Source organism: Shewanella sp. AC91-MNA-CIBAN-0169 (genome assembly GCF_040310165.1).
Lineage (GTDB): Bacteria > Pseudomonadota > Gammaproteobacteria > Enterobacterales > Shewanellaceae > Shewanella.
The window spans coordinates 41,712-57,341 of the sequence record NZ_JBEOPM010000002.1; the positions used below are offsets into that span (position 1 = coordinate 41,712).

General features: G+C 41.5%; 12 protein-coding genes and 1 other RNA gene. 8 read left to right on the forward strand and 5 right to left on the reverse strand.

Translation table 11 applies throughout. The features are described 5' to 3' along the window. Positions 1-248 precede the first annotated feature (248 nt). The 6 genes from hsdR (at position 249) to AAEY98_RS02630 (ending at position 9,343) form a co-directional block, all read left to right on the forward strand. Positions 249-3,794 carry a type I restriction-modification system endonuclease gene (gene hsdR, locus AAEY98_RS02605; protein WP_351015117.1) on the forward strand — a complete coding sequence of 1,182 codons (3,546 nt, stop codon included), beginning with the start codon at positions 249-251 and terminating at the stop codon, positions 3,792-3,794. A gap of 196 nt (positions 3,795-3,990) precedes the next feature. Continuing rightward, positions 3,991-5,061 (forward strand): Fic family protein, encoded by a 1,071-nt coding sequence (locus AAEY98_RS02610; protein WP_182750266.1) that lies wholly within the window; start codon positions 3,991-3,993, stop codon positions 5,059-5,061. Between the two features lie 75 nt (positions 5,062-5,136). Beyond that, positions 5,137-6,711, forward strand: coding sequence for a class I SAM-dependent DNA methyltransferase (locus AAEY98_RS02615; RefSeq protein WP_351014817.1), 1,575 nt, complete (start codon positions 5,137-5,139; stop codon positions 6,709-6,711). Positions 6,712-6,716: 5 nt separating this feature from the next. Next, positions 6,717-8,237: a restriction endonuclease subunit S gene (locus tag AAEY98_RS02620; protein WP_351014818.1), complete on the forward strand. Its 1,521-nt coding sequence runs from the start codon at positions 6,717-6,719 to the stop codon at positions 8,235-8,237. After that, on the forward strand, positions 8,237-8,614 hold the full coding sequence (locus tag AAEY98_RS02625) for a restriction endonuclease subunit S (RefSeq protein WP_351014820.1): 378 nt from the start codon (positions 8,237-8,239) through the stop codon (positions 8,612-8,614). Before AAEY98_RS02620 ends, AAEY98_RS02625 begins: the two co-directional genes overlap by 1 nt. Positions 8,615-8,653: 39 nt before the next feature. Next, positions 8,654-9,343 (forward strand): DarT1-associated NADAR antitoxin family protein, encoded by a 690-nt coding sequence (locus AAEY98_RS02630; RefSeq protein WP_351014822.1) that lies wholly within the window; start codon positions 8,654-8,656, stop codon positions 9,341-9,343. On the opposite strand, the gene AAEY98_RS02635 is transcribed toward AAEY98_RS02630, so the two are convergent. After that, positions 9,336-9,995, reverse strand: a complete 660-nt coding sequence (locus AAEY98_RS02635; RefSeq protein ID WP_351014824.1) for a DarT ssDNA thymidine ADP-ribosyltransferase family protein — start codon at positions 9,993-9,995, stop codon at positions 9,336-9,338. The two genes, AAEY98_RS02630 and AAEY98_RS02635, sit on opposite strands and share 8 nt — an antisense overlap. Positions 9,996-9,998: 3 nt before the next feature. Beyond that, on the reverse strand, positions 9,999-11,438 hold the full coding sequence (locus AAEY98_RS02640; protein WP_351014826.1) for a UvrD-helicase domain-containing protein: 1,440 nt from the start codon (positions 11,436-11,438) through the stop codon (positions 9,999-10,001). A gap of 1,088 nt (positions 11,439-12,526) precedes the next feature. Here AAEY98_RS02640 and AAEY98_RS02645 point away from each other — a divergent pair. Both AAEY98_RS02645 and AAEY98_RS02650 read left to right on the forward strand, forming a co-directional pair. Next, positions 12,527-12,928: a hypothetical protein gene (locus tag AAEY98_RS02645; RefSeq protein ID WP_351014828.1), complete on the forward strand. Its 402-nt coding sequence runs from the start codon at positions 12,527-12,529 to the stop codon at positions 12,926-12,928. Between the two features lie 95 nt (positions 12,929-13,023). Then, positions 13,024-13,248 (forward strand): HNH endonuclease, encoded by a 225-nt coding sequence (locus AAEY98_RS02650; protein WP_351015119.1) that lies wholly within the window; start codon positions 13,024-13,026, stop codon positions 13,246-13,248. 173 nt (positions 13,249-13,421) lie between these two features. Here AAEY98_RS02650 and AAEY98_RS02655 read toward each other — a convergent pair. The 3 genes from AAEY98_RS02655 to ssrA all read right to left on the reverse strand — a co-directional run bounded on the left by AAEY98_RS02655 (position 13,422) and on the right by ssrA (position 15,627). After that, positions 13,422-14,599 (reverse strand): IS3-like element ISShfr6 family transposase gene (locus AAEY98_RS02655; protein ID WP_351014830.1). Its coding sequence is split into 2 segments (ribosomal slippage): positions 13,422-14,341 and positions 14,341-14,599, totalling 1,179 coding nucleotides; the frame shifts between segments, so codons are not numbered across the junction. A 44-nt stretch (positions 14,600-14,643) separates the two neighbouring features. After that, the gene (locus AAEY98_RS02660) at positions 14,644-15,024 is read right to left on the reverse strand and encodes a hypothetical protein (RefSeq protein ID WP_351014832.1); all 381 of its coding nucleotides are present in this window, start codon (positions 15,022-15,024) and stop codon (positions 14,644-14,646) included. A gap of 247 nt (positions 15,025-15,271) precedes the next feature. Then, positions 15,272-15,627, reverse strand: a transfer-messenger RNA (tmRNA) gene (ssrA, locus tag AAEY98_RS02665). Positions 15,628-15,630 lie beyond the last annotated feature (3 nt).

The following is a 15,630-nucleotide window of genomic DNA, read 5'->3' on the forward strand; positions in this document are numbered from 1 at the left end:
TGCAGTGTGTCATGACAATAAATATGATGGCCAGAGACTTGTTGCCACCAATGCACAGGGTGATCATAAATATGGAAATAGCTTTCACTTGCTGGTTTTTTAAACGAATTTAATTTGTCTGAAATATTGTTGTGAAACAAGGGTTCTTCAAGCAACATTATTGATAAAGTAATAAACTAAAATCGTGATACTCTAATTGGCAAAAGGTATGATTAAATACGATAAAAGCTTAAAGCATCGAGGGAATGATGGCATTAGATACAGCAAACCAACAAAGTGCAGAAAATCTGTCTAACTTTGTTTTTCTCACGCCTTACGATCCTATTTTTATCGATTTAGCCATCAGTGCTGAGCGCGTCTTCACCAGCGACCCTAATACTACCCTAATAAAATTACGCCAACTCGGCGAAGCTATGGCACAAGATATTGCTGCCAGATGTGGTATAGAATTCGACGATAAAACTACTCAAGCAGACCTGCTGTACAAAATCCATCGAGAACTGAATTTAGAGCCTGTTGTACGCCAGTTATTTCACTCATTACGTATTGAAGGTAATAAAGCGACTCATCAATTCAAAACCCAGCATAAAGAAGCTTTAGAAGGTTTAAAGTTAGCTCGTAGCCTAGCGATTTGGTTTCATCATACATTTGGCGATCAAAAGACCGCATTTAAAGCTGGTCCGTTTGTTGCGCCTCAAGATCCAAGTCAACACCTACAAAATTTACAAACCCAGATAGATCAGCTGCGCAGTGAACTTAATGAAAACCACCAGCAATTAGCAGATAACCACCAGCTAACTGATTTACTAACGCGTGAAAAAGAAGAGTACGCAGTATTAGCTGAACAAATGGATGCCGAAGCGCGTGAGTTTTCTCAACAAGCATCAATGCATGAAAAGGCACTAGCAGAGCAAAAATGTCAATTTGAAGCTCGTATCAAAGCACTTCAAATTGAACTTGTCGAGCAAGCTAAGACTGATACTAAAGCAGCAAGTAAACATAAATCTGATTTAAGTAAACGGGCTAGTAACGCAGGTATTCAAGTTGAATTAAATGAAGAGTTAACCCGTGTCCTTATTGACCAGCAACTCCAGGCTTTTGGCTGGCTTGCAGATACCCAAAGGCTAACGTTTAATAAGGGTACTCGACCAGAAAAAGGCAAAAATCTAGCCATTGCGGAATGGCCAACACTTCATAAAGGTCAAAGAGGTCGCGCCGACTATGTATTATTTTGTGGCTTAACGCCTATTGCCGTAGTTGAAGCGAAAAAAGAAAACGCCAATGTTGCTGGTAAAATTACTCAAGCCGAGCGTTATTCAAAAGGATACAAAGTAACTCCCTTCCAACAAAGCGCTTGGGAGTTAGAAGGTCGCACCGTTGCTTGGGCGGATGAAGACGATGGCCACTATCACATTCCCTTTGTCTATTCCTGCAATGGCCGCGAATTTAATAAGCAACTGGCCGAGTTATCAGGCACTTGGTTTCGGGATACGCGCAAACCCAGCAATGCAAAGAAAGCATTGCAACAGTTTCACTCCCCAGATGGCCTGCTCGACAAGTTAAAACGTAGCCGTGAAGATGCAGAGAAATCTCTTCAACAGGAAGAATTTGATTACCTCGGCTTGCGTGATTACCAGCAAAAAGCCATCGCTGCGGTTGAATCGGCTTTAGAGCAAGATAAAACTGAATGTCTGCTGGCAATGGCAACAGGTACAGGCAAAACCCGCACTATTATTGGTTTGATGTATCGATTTTTAAAGGCCGAGCGTTTTAGGCGTATTTTGTTCCTCGTCGATAGAACCGCCCTGGGTGAGCAAGCGTGTGACTCCTTTGATGAAGCTAAGCTTGAGCAAAACAAAGTGCTGTCGTCTATCTACAATATTGCCGAGCTTGGCGATATGAGCAGTGAAGCCGAAACTCGTATTCAAGTGGCAACAGTGCAAGCGATGGTAAAGCGTATCTTTATGTCCGACACCCCGCCGCCACTGGATGAATTCGACTGCATCATTGTCGATGAAGCCCATCGGGGTTATGCCCTAGATCAACAAATGACAGAAGGTGAGCTTGTTACTCGCGATGCCAGTCAATATTTGTCTAGCTACCGGCGGGTATTGGATTACTTTGATGCGGTACGCATCGGCTTAACGGCAACCCCAGCCAAGCATACCAGCGAAATTTTTGGTAAACCGGTTTACACCTATAGTTACCGTGAGGCAGTTGCTGATGATTGGCTTATCGACCACGAGCCACCTATCCGATATGAAACCCTATTAAATAAGCACGGAATCAAGTTTGAAAAAGGCGAAACCGTCACGTCTATTAATACCCAAACCGGTGAAGTTGAAACAGCTGATTTAGAAGATGAATTACAGTTCGATGTTGAATCCTTTAATAGAAGAGTGATTACCGAGTCCTTTAATGAAGTCATCTGCCAAGAGTTAACTAAAGAGTTAGACCCTTTTGGCGATGAGAAAACCCTAATTTTTTGTGCCACAGACGTGCATGCAGACATGGTCAAACGCTTATTAGATAAAGCCTTCATTGACATGTACGGCGATGATTATAACCAAGCCGCAGTGGCTAAAATTACCGGTCAAAGCGACAAGGTCAGTCAGCTTATCCGCAAATACAAAAATGAGCGTTATCCTAATATAGCCATTACAGTGGATCTGTTATCTACGGGTATAGACGTACCTAAGATTTGTCACATAGTTTTCTTGCGCCGAGTTAAGTCGCGTATTTTGTATGAGCAGATGATGGGCCGTGCTACCCGTTGCTGTGACGATATAGGTAAAACCGTATTCAAAATTTATGATCCGGTTGATATCTATAGTGCCCTTGAAGCCGTCAATACCATGAAGCCGATAGTCAAAGACCCTAACATCACTCTTGAGCAGTTGGTGGACGAGTTAAGTGACGATACCTTTTTAGAGCGTGCGCTTAATACCCCAGGTGAGCAGGTTGGCACTAGTCATGCCCATGATGTGCTAAATCAACTTGGGCAGAAAGTGATGCGGGTGATGCGTAAAGCGGCCAAAAAAGCCGAAGATAAGCCTGAGCTTAAAGCTAAGCTAGACCAACTTCAGGAGCTATGGGGCGTAGCGCCCGATAAGCTCCACCAGCATTTACATCAAATTGGCCCTAAAGAGGCGGCACATTTTTTTAAGCAGCATCAAAGTTTGATTAATCAGCTAGCCGAAGTTCGTTATCTTGTTGGCAGTGAAAGTATGCCAATCATCTATGAAGGGCGAGATGAGTTCATAGAGCGCCATCAAAACTATGGTATACACGAAAAGCCCGCTGACTATCTTGAAAGCTTTAACCATTTTATTAAGCAGAATATCAACCAATCAGCGGCCTTGTCTGTGGTGGTGAATCGTCCTAAAGATCTCACCCGTGCAGAACTTAAAGAGGTCAAACTCTTGCTAGATGAGGCGGGATTTAGTGAAGCGCATTTGCAAAGTGCATGGCGTAAAAATACCAACCAAGATATTGCGGCCAGCATTATCGGTTATATCCGCCAAGCGGCGCTCGATGAAGCATTAATCCCTTTTTCACAGCGGGTTGATCACGCCATGCAACGCATTTTTAGTCAACACGATTGGAATCCTAACCAACGTAAGTGGCTGGAACGCTTAGCTAAGCAGTTAGTTCATGAGGCGGTGATTGATAAAGAATTTGTTAATCAACGTTTTGCCGATCAAGGAGGGGCAAAGCGTTTTGACAGCGTGCTCGATGATCAGCTCGACACTATCCTCGATGAGCTGAATGAATACCTGTGGCAGATTGGTTAGTTTTTGGTGATGCAGATAGCTATAGTAAATAGGGATATTTATATATCTTGCCTGTTTTGTGTATAGAAACCATATTTTAGTATATATGAAATATATGAAATATATAGAAAACGAGATTTTTTATATATGTCTTCGTTGATATGTATAATAATATCCGACATTTATGCATGTAGCTTTTCAGTACCAAGGAAATAATATGCCTCAGCTTCTCCACTTACCACTACCTAATCCTGAACAATTAGAGACACGTGCAGTACTCAAACAGTTAGCCGTGGCTCACCGTTATCTTGCTGAGTTAAAGGGAGTAGCAGCAACCATCCCTAACGAAAATATTCTCATTAGCACATTAACGCTGCAAGAGGCGAAAGACAGTTCGGCGGTTGAAAATATTATTACCACCCATGATGAGCTGTTTAAGGCTGAGCTATTATCCGAACAAACCAGTATTGCAGCAAAAGAAGTGCGGGATTATTCTGCAGCGTTACGACAGAGCTTCGTTAACGTGCGTAAGCAAGGTTTGATCAGGTTAAGTGATATTTTAGAAGTACAATTAGCGCTAGAAAAAAATAGGGCAGGCTTTCGAAAAGTCCCAGGTACGGCATTGAAGAATGCTGCTACCGGTGAAGTAATATATACCCCGCCTCAAGATGCCATTGAAATTGAAAAATTAATGGGGAATCTGGTTAATTATATTAATGACGACGATTGCTGTGAGCTTGACCCATTGGTAAAGATGGCACTCATTCACCACCAATTTGAAAGCATCCATCCCTTCTATGATGGCAATGGTAGAACAGGCCGAATAATCAACATTTTGTACTTAGTGGCGAAAGGGCTCCTCGATCTACCTGTACTGTATTTAAGCCGCTATATTATTCGCAATAAATTAGATTATTACAACTATTTACAAACCGTGCGCGATAACGGTGATTGGCAGCCATGGCTGCTATTTATCCTCAAAGGAATAGCCGAAACAGCTCAACAAACCATTGAATTAATTCAACAGATTAAATTGCAAATGAGCCAAATGAAAAAGGGTATTCGCAGCCAATTACCAAACATTTATCGTCAAGAGTTACTGAATAATATCTTTAGCCATCCCTACACAAAAATTGATTTTGTGGTGCAAGATCTTGGCGTCTCCCGTATCACAGCCACTAAATACCTAGAGCAATTGGTCGAACATGGCTTCTTAGTCAAGGAAAAAATCGGTCGCAGTAATTACTATATCAACCAACCATTATTTGCTTTATTCGCCCAAAATTAAACGAACAAGCGTAGATTATTGGAATAAATAGTCAGTAAATTCAGTCAGCGTATTTTATATAAAATTGAGAATCAAATGAGCAACAACGATATTGTCCAAAAATTATGGAACCTGTGTGACGTTCTCCGTGACGACGGTATTAACTATTCCGACTACGTGACCGAGCTAGTCTTGCTGCTGTTTATTAAAATGGTGCACGAGAACACCGAGGCAGGCTTACTTAACAAACATACCCTGCCAACAGGTTGCCGCTGGACTGACTTAAGTGATAAAGACGGCTTAAACCTGCTCGATGACTATAAGCGCATGTTGCTCACCTTATCCACAGGGAAAGACAGCGAGGGTAACACCCTCCATGCAGACCCATTGATTTTAGCCATTTATGCCGATGCACAAACCCGGCTGCGTGAACCGCGCCACCTAAAGCAGCTCATCAAATCACTGGATTCTATCGACTGGTTCAGCGCCCAGAAAGACGGCTTAGGCGACTTGTACGAAGGCTTATTAGAGAAAAACGCTAACGAGACTAAATCCGGTGCGGGCCAGTACTTTACCCCCCGTGCCTTGATTGATTCCATGGTGCGAGTGATTAACCCACAAGCCGGTGAAGTCATTCAAGATCCCGCTGCAGGCACCGCAGGTTTCTTGATAGCCGCCGACAGCTTTATTAAAGCCAAGACTGATGAACATTTTGATTTAGATGCTAAGCAGGTCGAATTTCAAAAGAATAAAGCCTTTGTCGGCGTAGAGTTGGTACCGTCTACTCGCCGATTAGCATTGATGAACTGTTTATTGCATGGCATGGAAGGCGATGAAGAAGGTGTCGTGCATTTAGGTAACTCATTAGGCCAAGTCGGCATGAGTTTACCCAAAGCTGATGTTATTTTAGCTAACCCGCCCTTTGGTACCAGTAAAGGCGGTGATGCCTCTATCACCAGAGATGATTTAACCTATCCCACCAGCAACAAACAGCTGGCATTTTTGCAGCACATCTACCGCAACTTAAAACCGGGTGGCCGTGCGGCTGTTGTGCTTCCTGATAACGTGTTATTTGAAGCCGGCGTCGGTACCGATATCCGCCGTGACTTAATGCATAAGTGTAACCTGCACACTATTTTACGTTTACCGACAGGTATCTTCTATGCGGCAGGCGTTAAGACCAACGTTCTGTTCTTTACTAAGGGGTCAGAGGCCGACAAGCACCAAGAAGAAAACTGCACCACCAACACTTGGGTGTATGACTTACGCACCAACATGCCAAGCTTTGGCAAACGCACACCATTCGGAGAGCAACACTTAACCCCATTTGAAGTTATGTGTAATGTTCCGTTAGGTGAACGTGTAGAGGGAGAATGGTCTTTCAATGCCGAAGAAGTTGAAGCTGAGAATGCTGAGGTAAACCAAGGTATCGGCAAGCGCCTAGCACAAAGCCGCTGGCGGGTATTTAGCCGTGAATTTATCCGTGATACCAAATCAGACTCGCTAGATATTTCATGGCTTAAAGATGCCAACAGCGTCGATGCCGCCGACTTAGGTACACCAGAAGAATTGGCCGGTGAAGCCATGACTGAGCTTAAAGGTGCATTGGCGGATCTTGAGGCTTTGATGAAATCCCTAGGTGCAGAGCTAGCTGGTGGGGTGAAAGGATGAGCGGTTTGATTCCTGAAGGTTGGTTAGATCAGCCCATTGGCGATATCGCGAATGTAGTCGCTGGTGGTACTCCAACAGCGGGTAACCCTGATAACTTTGCTGCACCAGGTAGTGAAGTCGCTTGGCTTACGCCTGCAGATTTAAGCAAATATAAAAGTAAATTTATTTCGCATGGTGCTAGAGATTTAACTCAAGAAGGTTACAACTCAAGTTCCGCGAAATTAATGCCGAAAGGGTCGCTGTTATTTAGTAGTCGAGCTCCAATAGGTTATGTTGTTATAGCTGCAAATCCAATTTGTACTAATCAAGGTTTTAAGAACTTTGTTTTTACCGAACAGGTTGACTCTACTTATGCGTTCTATTACCTAAAAAGTATTCGTGATTTAGCAGAGAGCTTAGGTTCTGGCACGACATTTAAAGAGCTTTCTGGGGCTACAGCTAAGACAATACCATTTCGCTTAGCCCCACTAGCCGAACAAAAAGTCATAGCCGACAAGCTGGATGAGCTGCTGGTGCAGGTGGAAAGCACCAAAGCCCGCCTCGATGCCATCCCCGCCATCTTAAAATCATTCCGCCAATCCGTCCTCGCCGCCGCAGTCAGCGGTAAATTAACAGAAGAGTGGCGAGAGGGGATGCAGTTACCAGCAAATAACAACGATGCACTTCGAAATAAGATTTATAATGCGTGGCTTGAAGCTAGAAATGCTGAATTCGATAGGAAAGGGAAACAACCTAAGACTCAAACTTGGTTAACTAAGTTTTCTGAACCTCAATTTATTAAGTCAGCATCACTTAGTTGGATCTCATTATCTCTAGAGAATATTGCCGAAGTGGTTGATCCTAACCCATCCCATCGAATGCCTAAGTATGTAACAGATGGGATACCGTTCATTTCAAGCGAAAATATTCAAACAATAAATAAATTAGACTTCAACAAGGGAAAGAAGATAACAAATGAGGAATTGGTAAAACAAAAAACAAGATATGAGATTACCGACGGTACTTTTGCTTTTACAAGAATAGGCACCATAGGGAAGTCAGTTTTATTACCATCTCCCCATGAGTACGGAATAAGTCATGCTATGGCTGTAGTAACCCCGTACAAAACGATAATTGATAGCTCATTTTTAATACTGACAATGAACTGCACAACAATATTAAAGCAAGCGACTGACGGCATTCAAAGTGTTGGTGTTCCTGATCTGGGCATTGGCAAAATGAAGGGGTTTAAAATTCCAGTTCCCACATTGGTTGAGCAAACCGAAATCGTCCGTCGTGTCGAAGAGCTGTTTGCCTTAGCCGATAAAGTCGAAGCGCAGGTTAATGCTGCACAATTACGGGTCAATAATCTCACTCAGTCGATACTCGCTAAAGCCTTCAGAGGCGAACTCACCGCCGACTGGCGCGCCGCGAACCCTGAACTGATTAGCGGCGAAAACAGCGCAGAGGCGTTACTTAAGCGTATTAAAGCTGAACGCGAAGCACTATCTGTTAAAAAGAAGCCTGCTAAAAAGGCAAAAGCATAATGAGTGCTATGTATAGAATGAGTCTAGCTGGTGGCCCAGAACAAACCGAAATTGCAAACTACTTCCCTGTAGTTTGCCCTTCGGGCCAACCTGTGGTCGTCCAAAATCGTTCCCGACGATTTTGTGTCCGTCGTGTCGAAGAGCTGTTTGCCTTCGCTGATAAAGTTGAAGCGCAGGTTAATGCAGCACAATTACGGGTTAATAACCTCACTCAGTCGATACTCGCTAAAGCCTTCAGAGGCGAACTCACCGCCGACTGGCGCGCCGCTAATCCTGATATTAGTGGCGAAAACAGCGCACAGGCGTTACTTAAGCGTATTAAAGCCGAGCGTGAAGCACTTGCGACTAAAAAGAAGCCAACTAACAAGCTAAAATAATAAAGTATCGTTTAGAGATACTTTAGGAGATTATAGGTAATGGCAAGCAGACCAGTATTTAGACCATCTAATGAGTACCCATATGTAACCGAAGAACTCGTCGAGTTTCAGTGGCATGCTGGTTTTGCTGCTTCACAAAAACAAAAATCAGTTCAAGAATTACATACCAGAATTATTGAGACTCATTTAGGTGTTAACCCATTAGAGGTTTCGTCAAAAAGTTTACTTGAACTGGGTGTTGCCCTAAGCGCATTTAATTTGATGGTCGAACTACCTAACGGGAAGGTGGTTGCGCTTGAAAACATATTTCAAGCCGCTAAAATTTTCCAGCACGGCGGGCCTTTTAAAGATTTACTTCAAGTGAGCCCTCTTGATGCAAAGCGCGATGTAAGATTAAAAGCGTCTGGAGATTTAACTGGTTTTCAAGGCAAGGAAGGTGTTTGGCCATTAGAGCCAAAAACACTTTTTTATGATTGGATTTATCTCAATGCATTGCACAGAAATCAGGCATTAGTAGATGAAATTCAGGGGTTTGATAGTTTTACCGATATTGAGTTTAATCCTAGCAAAAGCTTTAACTGCCAAGCACGCTCTTTGGCCTTATACCTCAGCTTATTTAAGGCTGGAAGAATTGATGTGCTATTAAAAGACTCTAAAAGTTACCAAGACCTGTTCAATGCGAGCTCTAATAGTAGAGACAAAATACCTACACAACAAAGTCTTATCTAAGTATAGGGTTGGAAAACAGCTCTTGATTCACTGAAAATATATCAGATTTCAAATTTAATATTTTAAACGCCGCTTGATGCTGATTAAGCTTACTTTGGCTAGGAACGAATACAGTTTTGATGCATTGGGCAACAATTGCATCTTTAACTAAAACTTCAGCTTGTATATCTGTAGTATAAAGTTGGCTTAGGTTGCGCCGAGAATACGTTTTACTAGGCGTAACCACATCAGGCATAAACATCCTTTCAAATCCAATATCACCACCACAAATACCATATCGTTTAGCCGTAGTTGAAGCTGCGTTACAAACAGAGAATAGTGTTGAATCTTCGAACATAGGTTGAGTATCTAAGCACAATATACACCAACTAAGATGACTTAACTCTTGGCGCTGTTGGTACTTATTCAGTAGGTACCAATTAGGCCGAGATAAACTTAAATTCACATAATTTCTTAAGCCATCAAAGCGGTCATCATCCATATGCTCTACATAATCACCAGTAAAGTAGCCATCGTTAGCTAGCTTTAATTCATCGACTTTTTGGCGAGAGTAAACAAACCCGCGCTCCATAATACTCATCAAATTTTCAATTGAAGTGAAATGGTATAAATGTTCAATACCTCTATCAAGCGTTTTTTGTTGAACAGACATAAGCTACATACTCTCCCATAAAGTAGGTTCGATTTCTCTAATGTAGCGTGAAGGTACTCCGTTATAAGTTAGTATTAAGCTTTTAGCTGCTCGAGTAATGCAGGTGTAAAGTAATCTTCTTTCTGTTGTAATGTGTAAGTCATCATCAGGTTCACTAAATCCTGATTTTACTGGAAGATTGTCATCATTGAGATCACATATAATAACATGATCAAATTCTAGGCCTTTTACTGAGGGCATAGTTGATACTTTGATATCAGTCTTCGAATAATTTACCGTATCGTTGCCGCTAATTTTTTCATAATCAATTTTGTATTTCTCGAGACAATTAACGACTTTTTTCAAACCATAATGGGTGCGATGTAATATACAAATACTATCCAGTGGAAAGTCTCGGCGGAGCTCTTGAACTCTTGCGGCAATAAACTCTTGCTCAACTTCAAAATTGGTGAATTTTCGTAATTGCGGCTTATCTCCTGAAATAGCTCCTAATTCAACCTTAGTGAATTCATCGGAGTCATTATCGTGTTCTAGTAGCGAGAGTGCAGCTTTTGCTATCTCGATAGTATTTCGATAATTTTTTTTAAACTCTATAGTTCTTCCGCCTACCACATTAAGTCCAACGTCTTTCCAGCTAAAGCCACTTTTGTAAATTCGTTGAGCGGCATCAGCAATAATGGTTATGCTACTCGTGTTAGGGGACACAATTTTAGTTAGAACAGACATCTGAGCTTTATTCAGATCCTGGGCCTCATCTATAACTAAATGAGTAAAAGGCGAAACAAATGCATCCCCTTTTTTTTCAATTATCGCAAGGCATAATAGGGCGTAGTCATCATAATCATACTTCCCCGTTTTGCGTAACTCTTGGTTATATCTATTGAATAAATCCCAGATTACCGGTTTATCTGTTTGTGTAATTCGATCTGAAGTTCCTCTACCCGTTCTTGAAGTCGCTAGGTATTCTTCAAGTGAGTCAATACAGCGACTTTTAATCCAAGAAAATTCGTTTAAAAAGAACTCAATCGACTTTGCCAGCATTCGGCTATTATCAGTAGTGACTGGTATTGTATTTTTTATAGTTTTAAGAATAGGGATAATTTGAGAATCAGAGAGTGTGATGCCGTAAAGATTTAGTCCATTTTCTTTTATAAATGCAAAAGCCCATTTATGGAAATTGGCGATTTTCATACCCGAATAATCTTTTTTATTTAAGCTATGTGTGAGTTCACTCAAATAGCCTGATAAAGATTTATTAAAAGTAAATATCGCAACTTTACTAGGCTCAAACATATCTGAATGTGAGTCCATTAAGTGGCATGCTCGATAAACGGCTACTGTCGTTTTACCACTACCTGCGGCCCCTTTTATTTGAATTGGGCCTTCAGGATTTAAGGTTAAAACTTTTCTTTGTTCGCCAACGAGTGTGACAGGTTTAAGCATTTCAGAATCCTTCCTTAAAAATGACTTGCTTACTTCTGATAATCTACACTTTTCATCTTGTTAGCAACAAGGTTAATCTAATATTTTGATGTAAATGATTATATTTACGATATTTTTAGACCTAAGGTTCTCAATTTATGCTTTAAGAATACTTATATGAAGTATTCTTACTCGGCTTTTCCTGCATGAGATAATCATGAGTCAAGGTGACTTTGCTGGTTGACTCATATTGAGCCAAGCTAAGCTCACAAGCTGTTACTTTGTCTACCCCGATTAAGTCCCTGAGCCACTTTCAATATTAAGTAACGATTTGATGTTTACTTAACTATTGCTCTGATATCATCATTGAACCAATATCGGGTGTAAATAGGCTTGTCGTTATTACGGCTTCCATTACAAATTGAGCCGCGCCATCAGTGAAACAATATAAAAGGGGGGGGAATAATGAGTAGAAAAATGTCTCATCAACAAGAAGTGGAAAGACGTCATATAAACAATGGAAGCTGGTCCCCTGACCACCTCGACGATAATAGTTACAATGCCCGTTCTTCAAGCGAATTTAAGTATTCGTCAAGGACTCAGTCCGCAAGCGACATTAATGAAAAAGAAAAAATGAGGGCTGTAATCTACTTCAATAACAAGTTACACCATACACTGCATGACTCTCTAGTCGCTATAGTATCTCTATATCAAAGTATTAACGTACCAAGCGATTTATTTGAAAAAGTGTTGGATGTATATAACATTTTGCTTAGGCTAGACCGCAGAAACGAAACAAATACTGCAATATCCCATCTTCAATCTATATTGAATTCTGAGAATAAGCTTAAGCTCATTAATGAAGTCATTTCTCGTAAAAATATATAAGTAAACCGAGCGTTAGGAAAGGCTGAAATGCAGAATATGCAAGGGGCCATGTTGCCCTGATACTCGGCCTTTTTCCACTATTTTAATAGGGAATTTAGCGTCAATTTTGGCATAATGTCATTTCATCGAAGAGCAACTCGGAGATTCTGGTGGAGAGTTTACTTTGGTTGGCTGAATACCTTCGAGGTTGAAGGACTTATAGGTAAATGATGGGAGTAAATATGGCTGCAATTACACCAGAGCAATACGAGCCAGCATTCGAGTTCGCTTTAAAAGTTGAATTGGGGCAGACAAGTCGAAGTGCCGCGACAGCACTGTTATCTAGTCATACGGGGTTAAAATCAAGTTCAGCGGCATTCTACTTGAACGCATTGCTAGCAATGTTTGAGGGGACTATTTACAAAAAGACAATAAGCTTGGCGGCAACTCGTTATTATCTTGAGCGCTTCAAAAATGATATGCCGCCTGAAGCCCTTGAACGAGCACTGGTTGCCGTTGAATTGCATTTAGATTATTACGCTGTACAAGGAAAAGGTGAACAAGTCTCCATAAGAACGCTGTTGGACTCATATAAGGCAAAACTACAAAGGTTGTCTATCTCGATGAAGTCCCTGAGCTGCTAACAGACTTCACCGAAGGCGGAGTAAAGCAAGTTACCATCAATGCCTATGAGCGGAATTCCGAAGCAAGAACGGTTTGTATTGCCAAGTTCGGTGCTATCTGCCAAGTTTGTGATTTCGATTTTAAAAAGACCTATGGCGAAATAGGTAAAGGCTTTATCCATGTTCACCATAAAGTTGATTTAGCCACGATTGGTGAAAGCTACCAAATCGACCCGATTAACGACCTCATTCCTGTTTGCCCTAACTGCCATGCAATGTTACACACTGAAAAGCCTGCTATGAGTATCGATAAATTAAGAACGATCATCTGTATGAGATAGCAGTTTTAAGTTTATTTTCAACCGTCTGTTATTCAGCCATAAAACTTCTTAGTTGAAGGTTTTCAATGCTATTAAATAAATCAGAAGAATAGATAAAGGGGGAGTTGGTCTGCTGTATATGGGCAGTACTGATTCCATAACATTGACGTCTAACACACGCCCAGTTGTAGTGGTCAAGTAATATTGGCCACGGTTTTAGAGTCATTCCAATATAAACGTTCTGACTCATTTGGCGTTAACCCACCATTATATTGATGGGGTCTAGTTTCACTGTAATATCCAGTGATGTAATTTGTGATCGCTTTGTCTGCTTCTGTAAAATTCCCATAGCCACTTGCGGGTACCCATTCAGATTTCAAACTTCTAAAGAAACGCTCCATTGGTGCATTATCCCAACAATTCCCGCGACGACTCATGCTTTGCTCAATCTGAAGACGCCATAATAACTGTCTGAATTTCAAGCTTGTGTAATGTGAACCTTGGTCGCTGTGATATATCACATTCTCAGGTTTCCCCCTTAACTCAAATGCCATTTTCAAGGCTTTAGAGGTCTGCTCGCTGTCAGGCGATAATGACAAAGTCCACCCAACAGGTTTGCGGGAAAATAAGTCTAAAACAACGGCTAAATATGCCCAACGATTACCGACCCAAACATACGGCACATCACCACACCACACTTGATCTGGTTGAGTTACTGCAAACTGTCGATTAAGCGTGTTTGGGATCGCTACATGCTCTTGTGCAGCTTTCCTATAAGAATGCTTAGGCTGCTGACAGCTTAATAATCCAAGCTTTCTCATTAGATTACGGGCTCGATAACGACTGAGATTAATCCCTTTGTTAGTCACTAATTGCGCTATCGTTCGAGCACCGGCAGAGCCATTACTAATACGATGCGCGGCCTTCACTTCACTGCATAAAATTGTAAAATCAGCATCGATATGTTCTTTTCTTTTTAGCCAATATTTATAGCTACTTCGATGCACTTTGAATGCATTACAAATTGTGAGAATAGAGTGGCTCTGCTTGAGTGCGCTCATCAGCGTAAATTGTTCATCGAGTCTGACATCAAGAGAGCGGTAGCCTTTTTTAGAATAAGATTATGCTCCTCAAGACGGGCTACCTGTTTCTTCAGTTCACGGATTTCAATTTGTTCAGGGGTAATGGGAGAGGCTTTTGGCGTGCCACCCTGGCGTTCTAGTTTTAACTGTCTCACCCATTTATCCATGGTTGATTTACCCACGTTCATCGCCTTTGCAGCTTCGATGATGCTATGGTTTTTATCTAGAACTAATTGGGCTGCTTCAAGTTTGAATTCAGCACTAAATGTTTTTCGGGTTGTCGATCTCATGTGTTCACCTAAAGTAATTTACGAGGTAATAATATCACCTCTATTTAGGTGGCCAAAATAACTATGCCACTACATAAATCATCTTCACCTATTGCTGGGTGTCTTTTTCTTTTTTCTTGAAACTGCCTCTTAATATATGTGTCTGCTTCTTTCAAATCATCCATCTTCCATGAGTAATTCTGTTGGACATACTTTATATGCATATTAGCTATAACTTTGTTATCAGGTTTATCAAAGGCATACATAGCAATCTGATCGCCTCGAAGGGGGGAGTTGAAGTTCTTGCTTAGATGGTTGTAATTTTCTGATTCATCTTCGGCAACTTTGGTAGTCATAGGGGTTATATTTAGTTCACACCAATTGCCAATTTTTTGTATTGAATGTGCGTCTAATTGGATTTTTGAAGCATCTGAAACGCTTTGCACAAAAACAGTCTTTGACCATGTATTATTCCCAATTTCAGTACTATAACAGCGTATTAACTGTATATGTTAAAAAGTAACGTGTTGAAATTTATATGAAACGTAATGGGGGGATTGTGTTGTTGATATGATGTTTGTTTTAGAAGTAAAGAATTTAGTAATGGGCTATATTTTTATTCGGCTGTCGCCACTTTGTTGCCATTAGACAAACAAAAAGGGCTTAGCATTGCTGCTAAGCCCTTCTATAAATTGGTGGAGGCGGCGGGACTTGAACCCGCGTCCAGAAAGCCTACATCCTCGGCACTACATGTTTAGTCTCTCTTTTATTTAACCAAGCAGTCTCCGAAAGACAGGATGCTACTTGGTGAGTCCGGTACTGTTTCGCGGTTCACCCCCGGACGGAGTTCCCTCGCTAGCACACTGTAATATGACCATCAGGATCCACTGTCCACGTGCGAAACGTGTGGTTGATGGCTAGCTAGCCTAAGCTGCTAGAGAGTAGTTAGAGTCGTTTGCAACTATAACGGTGCGGCTTTTTACGAGGCCAACCGCCCCTCGACATGCTCCTTGGGTTTCGTGAATCCTGTCGAATCCAGAATCGCCCCCAAT

What these genes read in the sequence shown, in the direction of transcription:
- hsdR (WP_351015117.1), top strand. Translation starts at nt 249, where the DNA reads ATGGCATTAGATACAGCAAACCAACAAAGTGCAGAAAATCTGTCTAAC.
- AAEY98_RS02610 (WP_182750266.1), top strand. Translation starts at nt 3,991, where the DNA reads ATGCCTCAGCTTCTCCACTTACCACTACCTAATCCTGAACAATTAGAG.
- AAEY98_RS02615 (WP_351014817.1), top strand. Translation starts at nt 5,137, where the DNA reads ATGAGCAACAACGATATTGTCCAAAAATTATGGAACCTGTGTGACGTT.
- AAEY98_RS02625 (WP_351014820.1), top strand. Translation starts at nt 8,237, where the DNA reads ATGAGTGCTATGTATAGAATGAGTCTAGCTGGTGGCCCAGAACAAACC.
- AAEY98_RS02630 (WP_351014822.1), top strand. Translation starts at nt 8,654, where the DNA reads ATGGCAAGCAGACCAGTATTTAGACCATCTAATGAGTACCCATATGTA.
- AAEY98_RS02635 (WP_351014824.1), bottom strand. Translation starts at nt 9,995, where the DNA reads ATGTCTGTTCAACAAAAAACGCTTGATAGAGGTATTGAACATTTATAC.
- AAEY98_RS02640 (WP_351014826.1), bottom strand. Translation starts at nt 11,438, where the DNA reads ATGCTTAAACCTGTCACACTCGTTGGCGAACAAAGAAAAGTTTTAACC.
- AAEY98_RS02645 (WP_351014828.1), top strand. Translation starts at nt 12,527, where the DNA reads ATGGCTGCAATTACACCAGAGCAATACGAGCCAGCATTCGAGTTCGCT.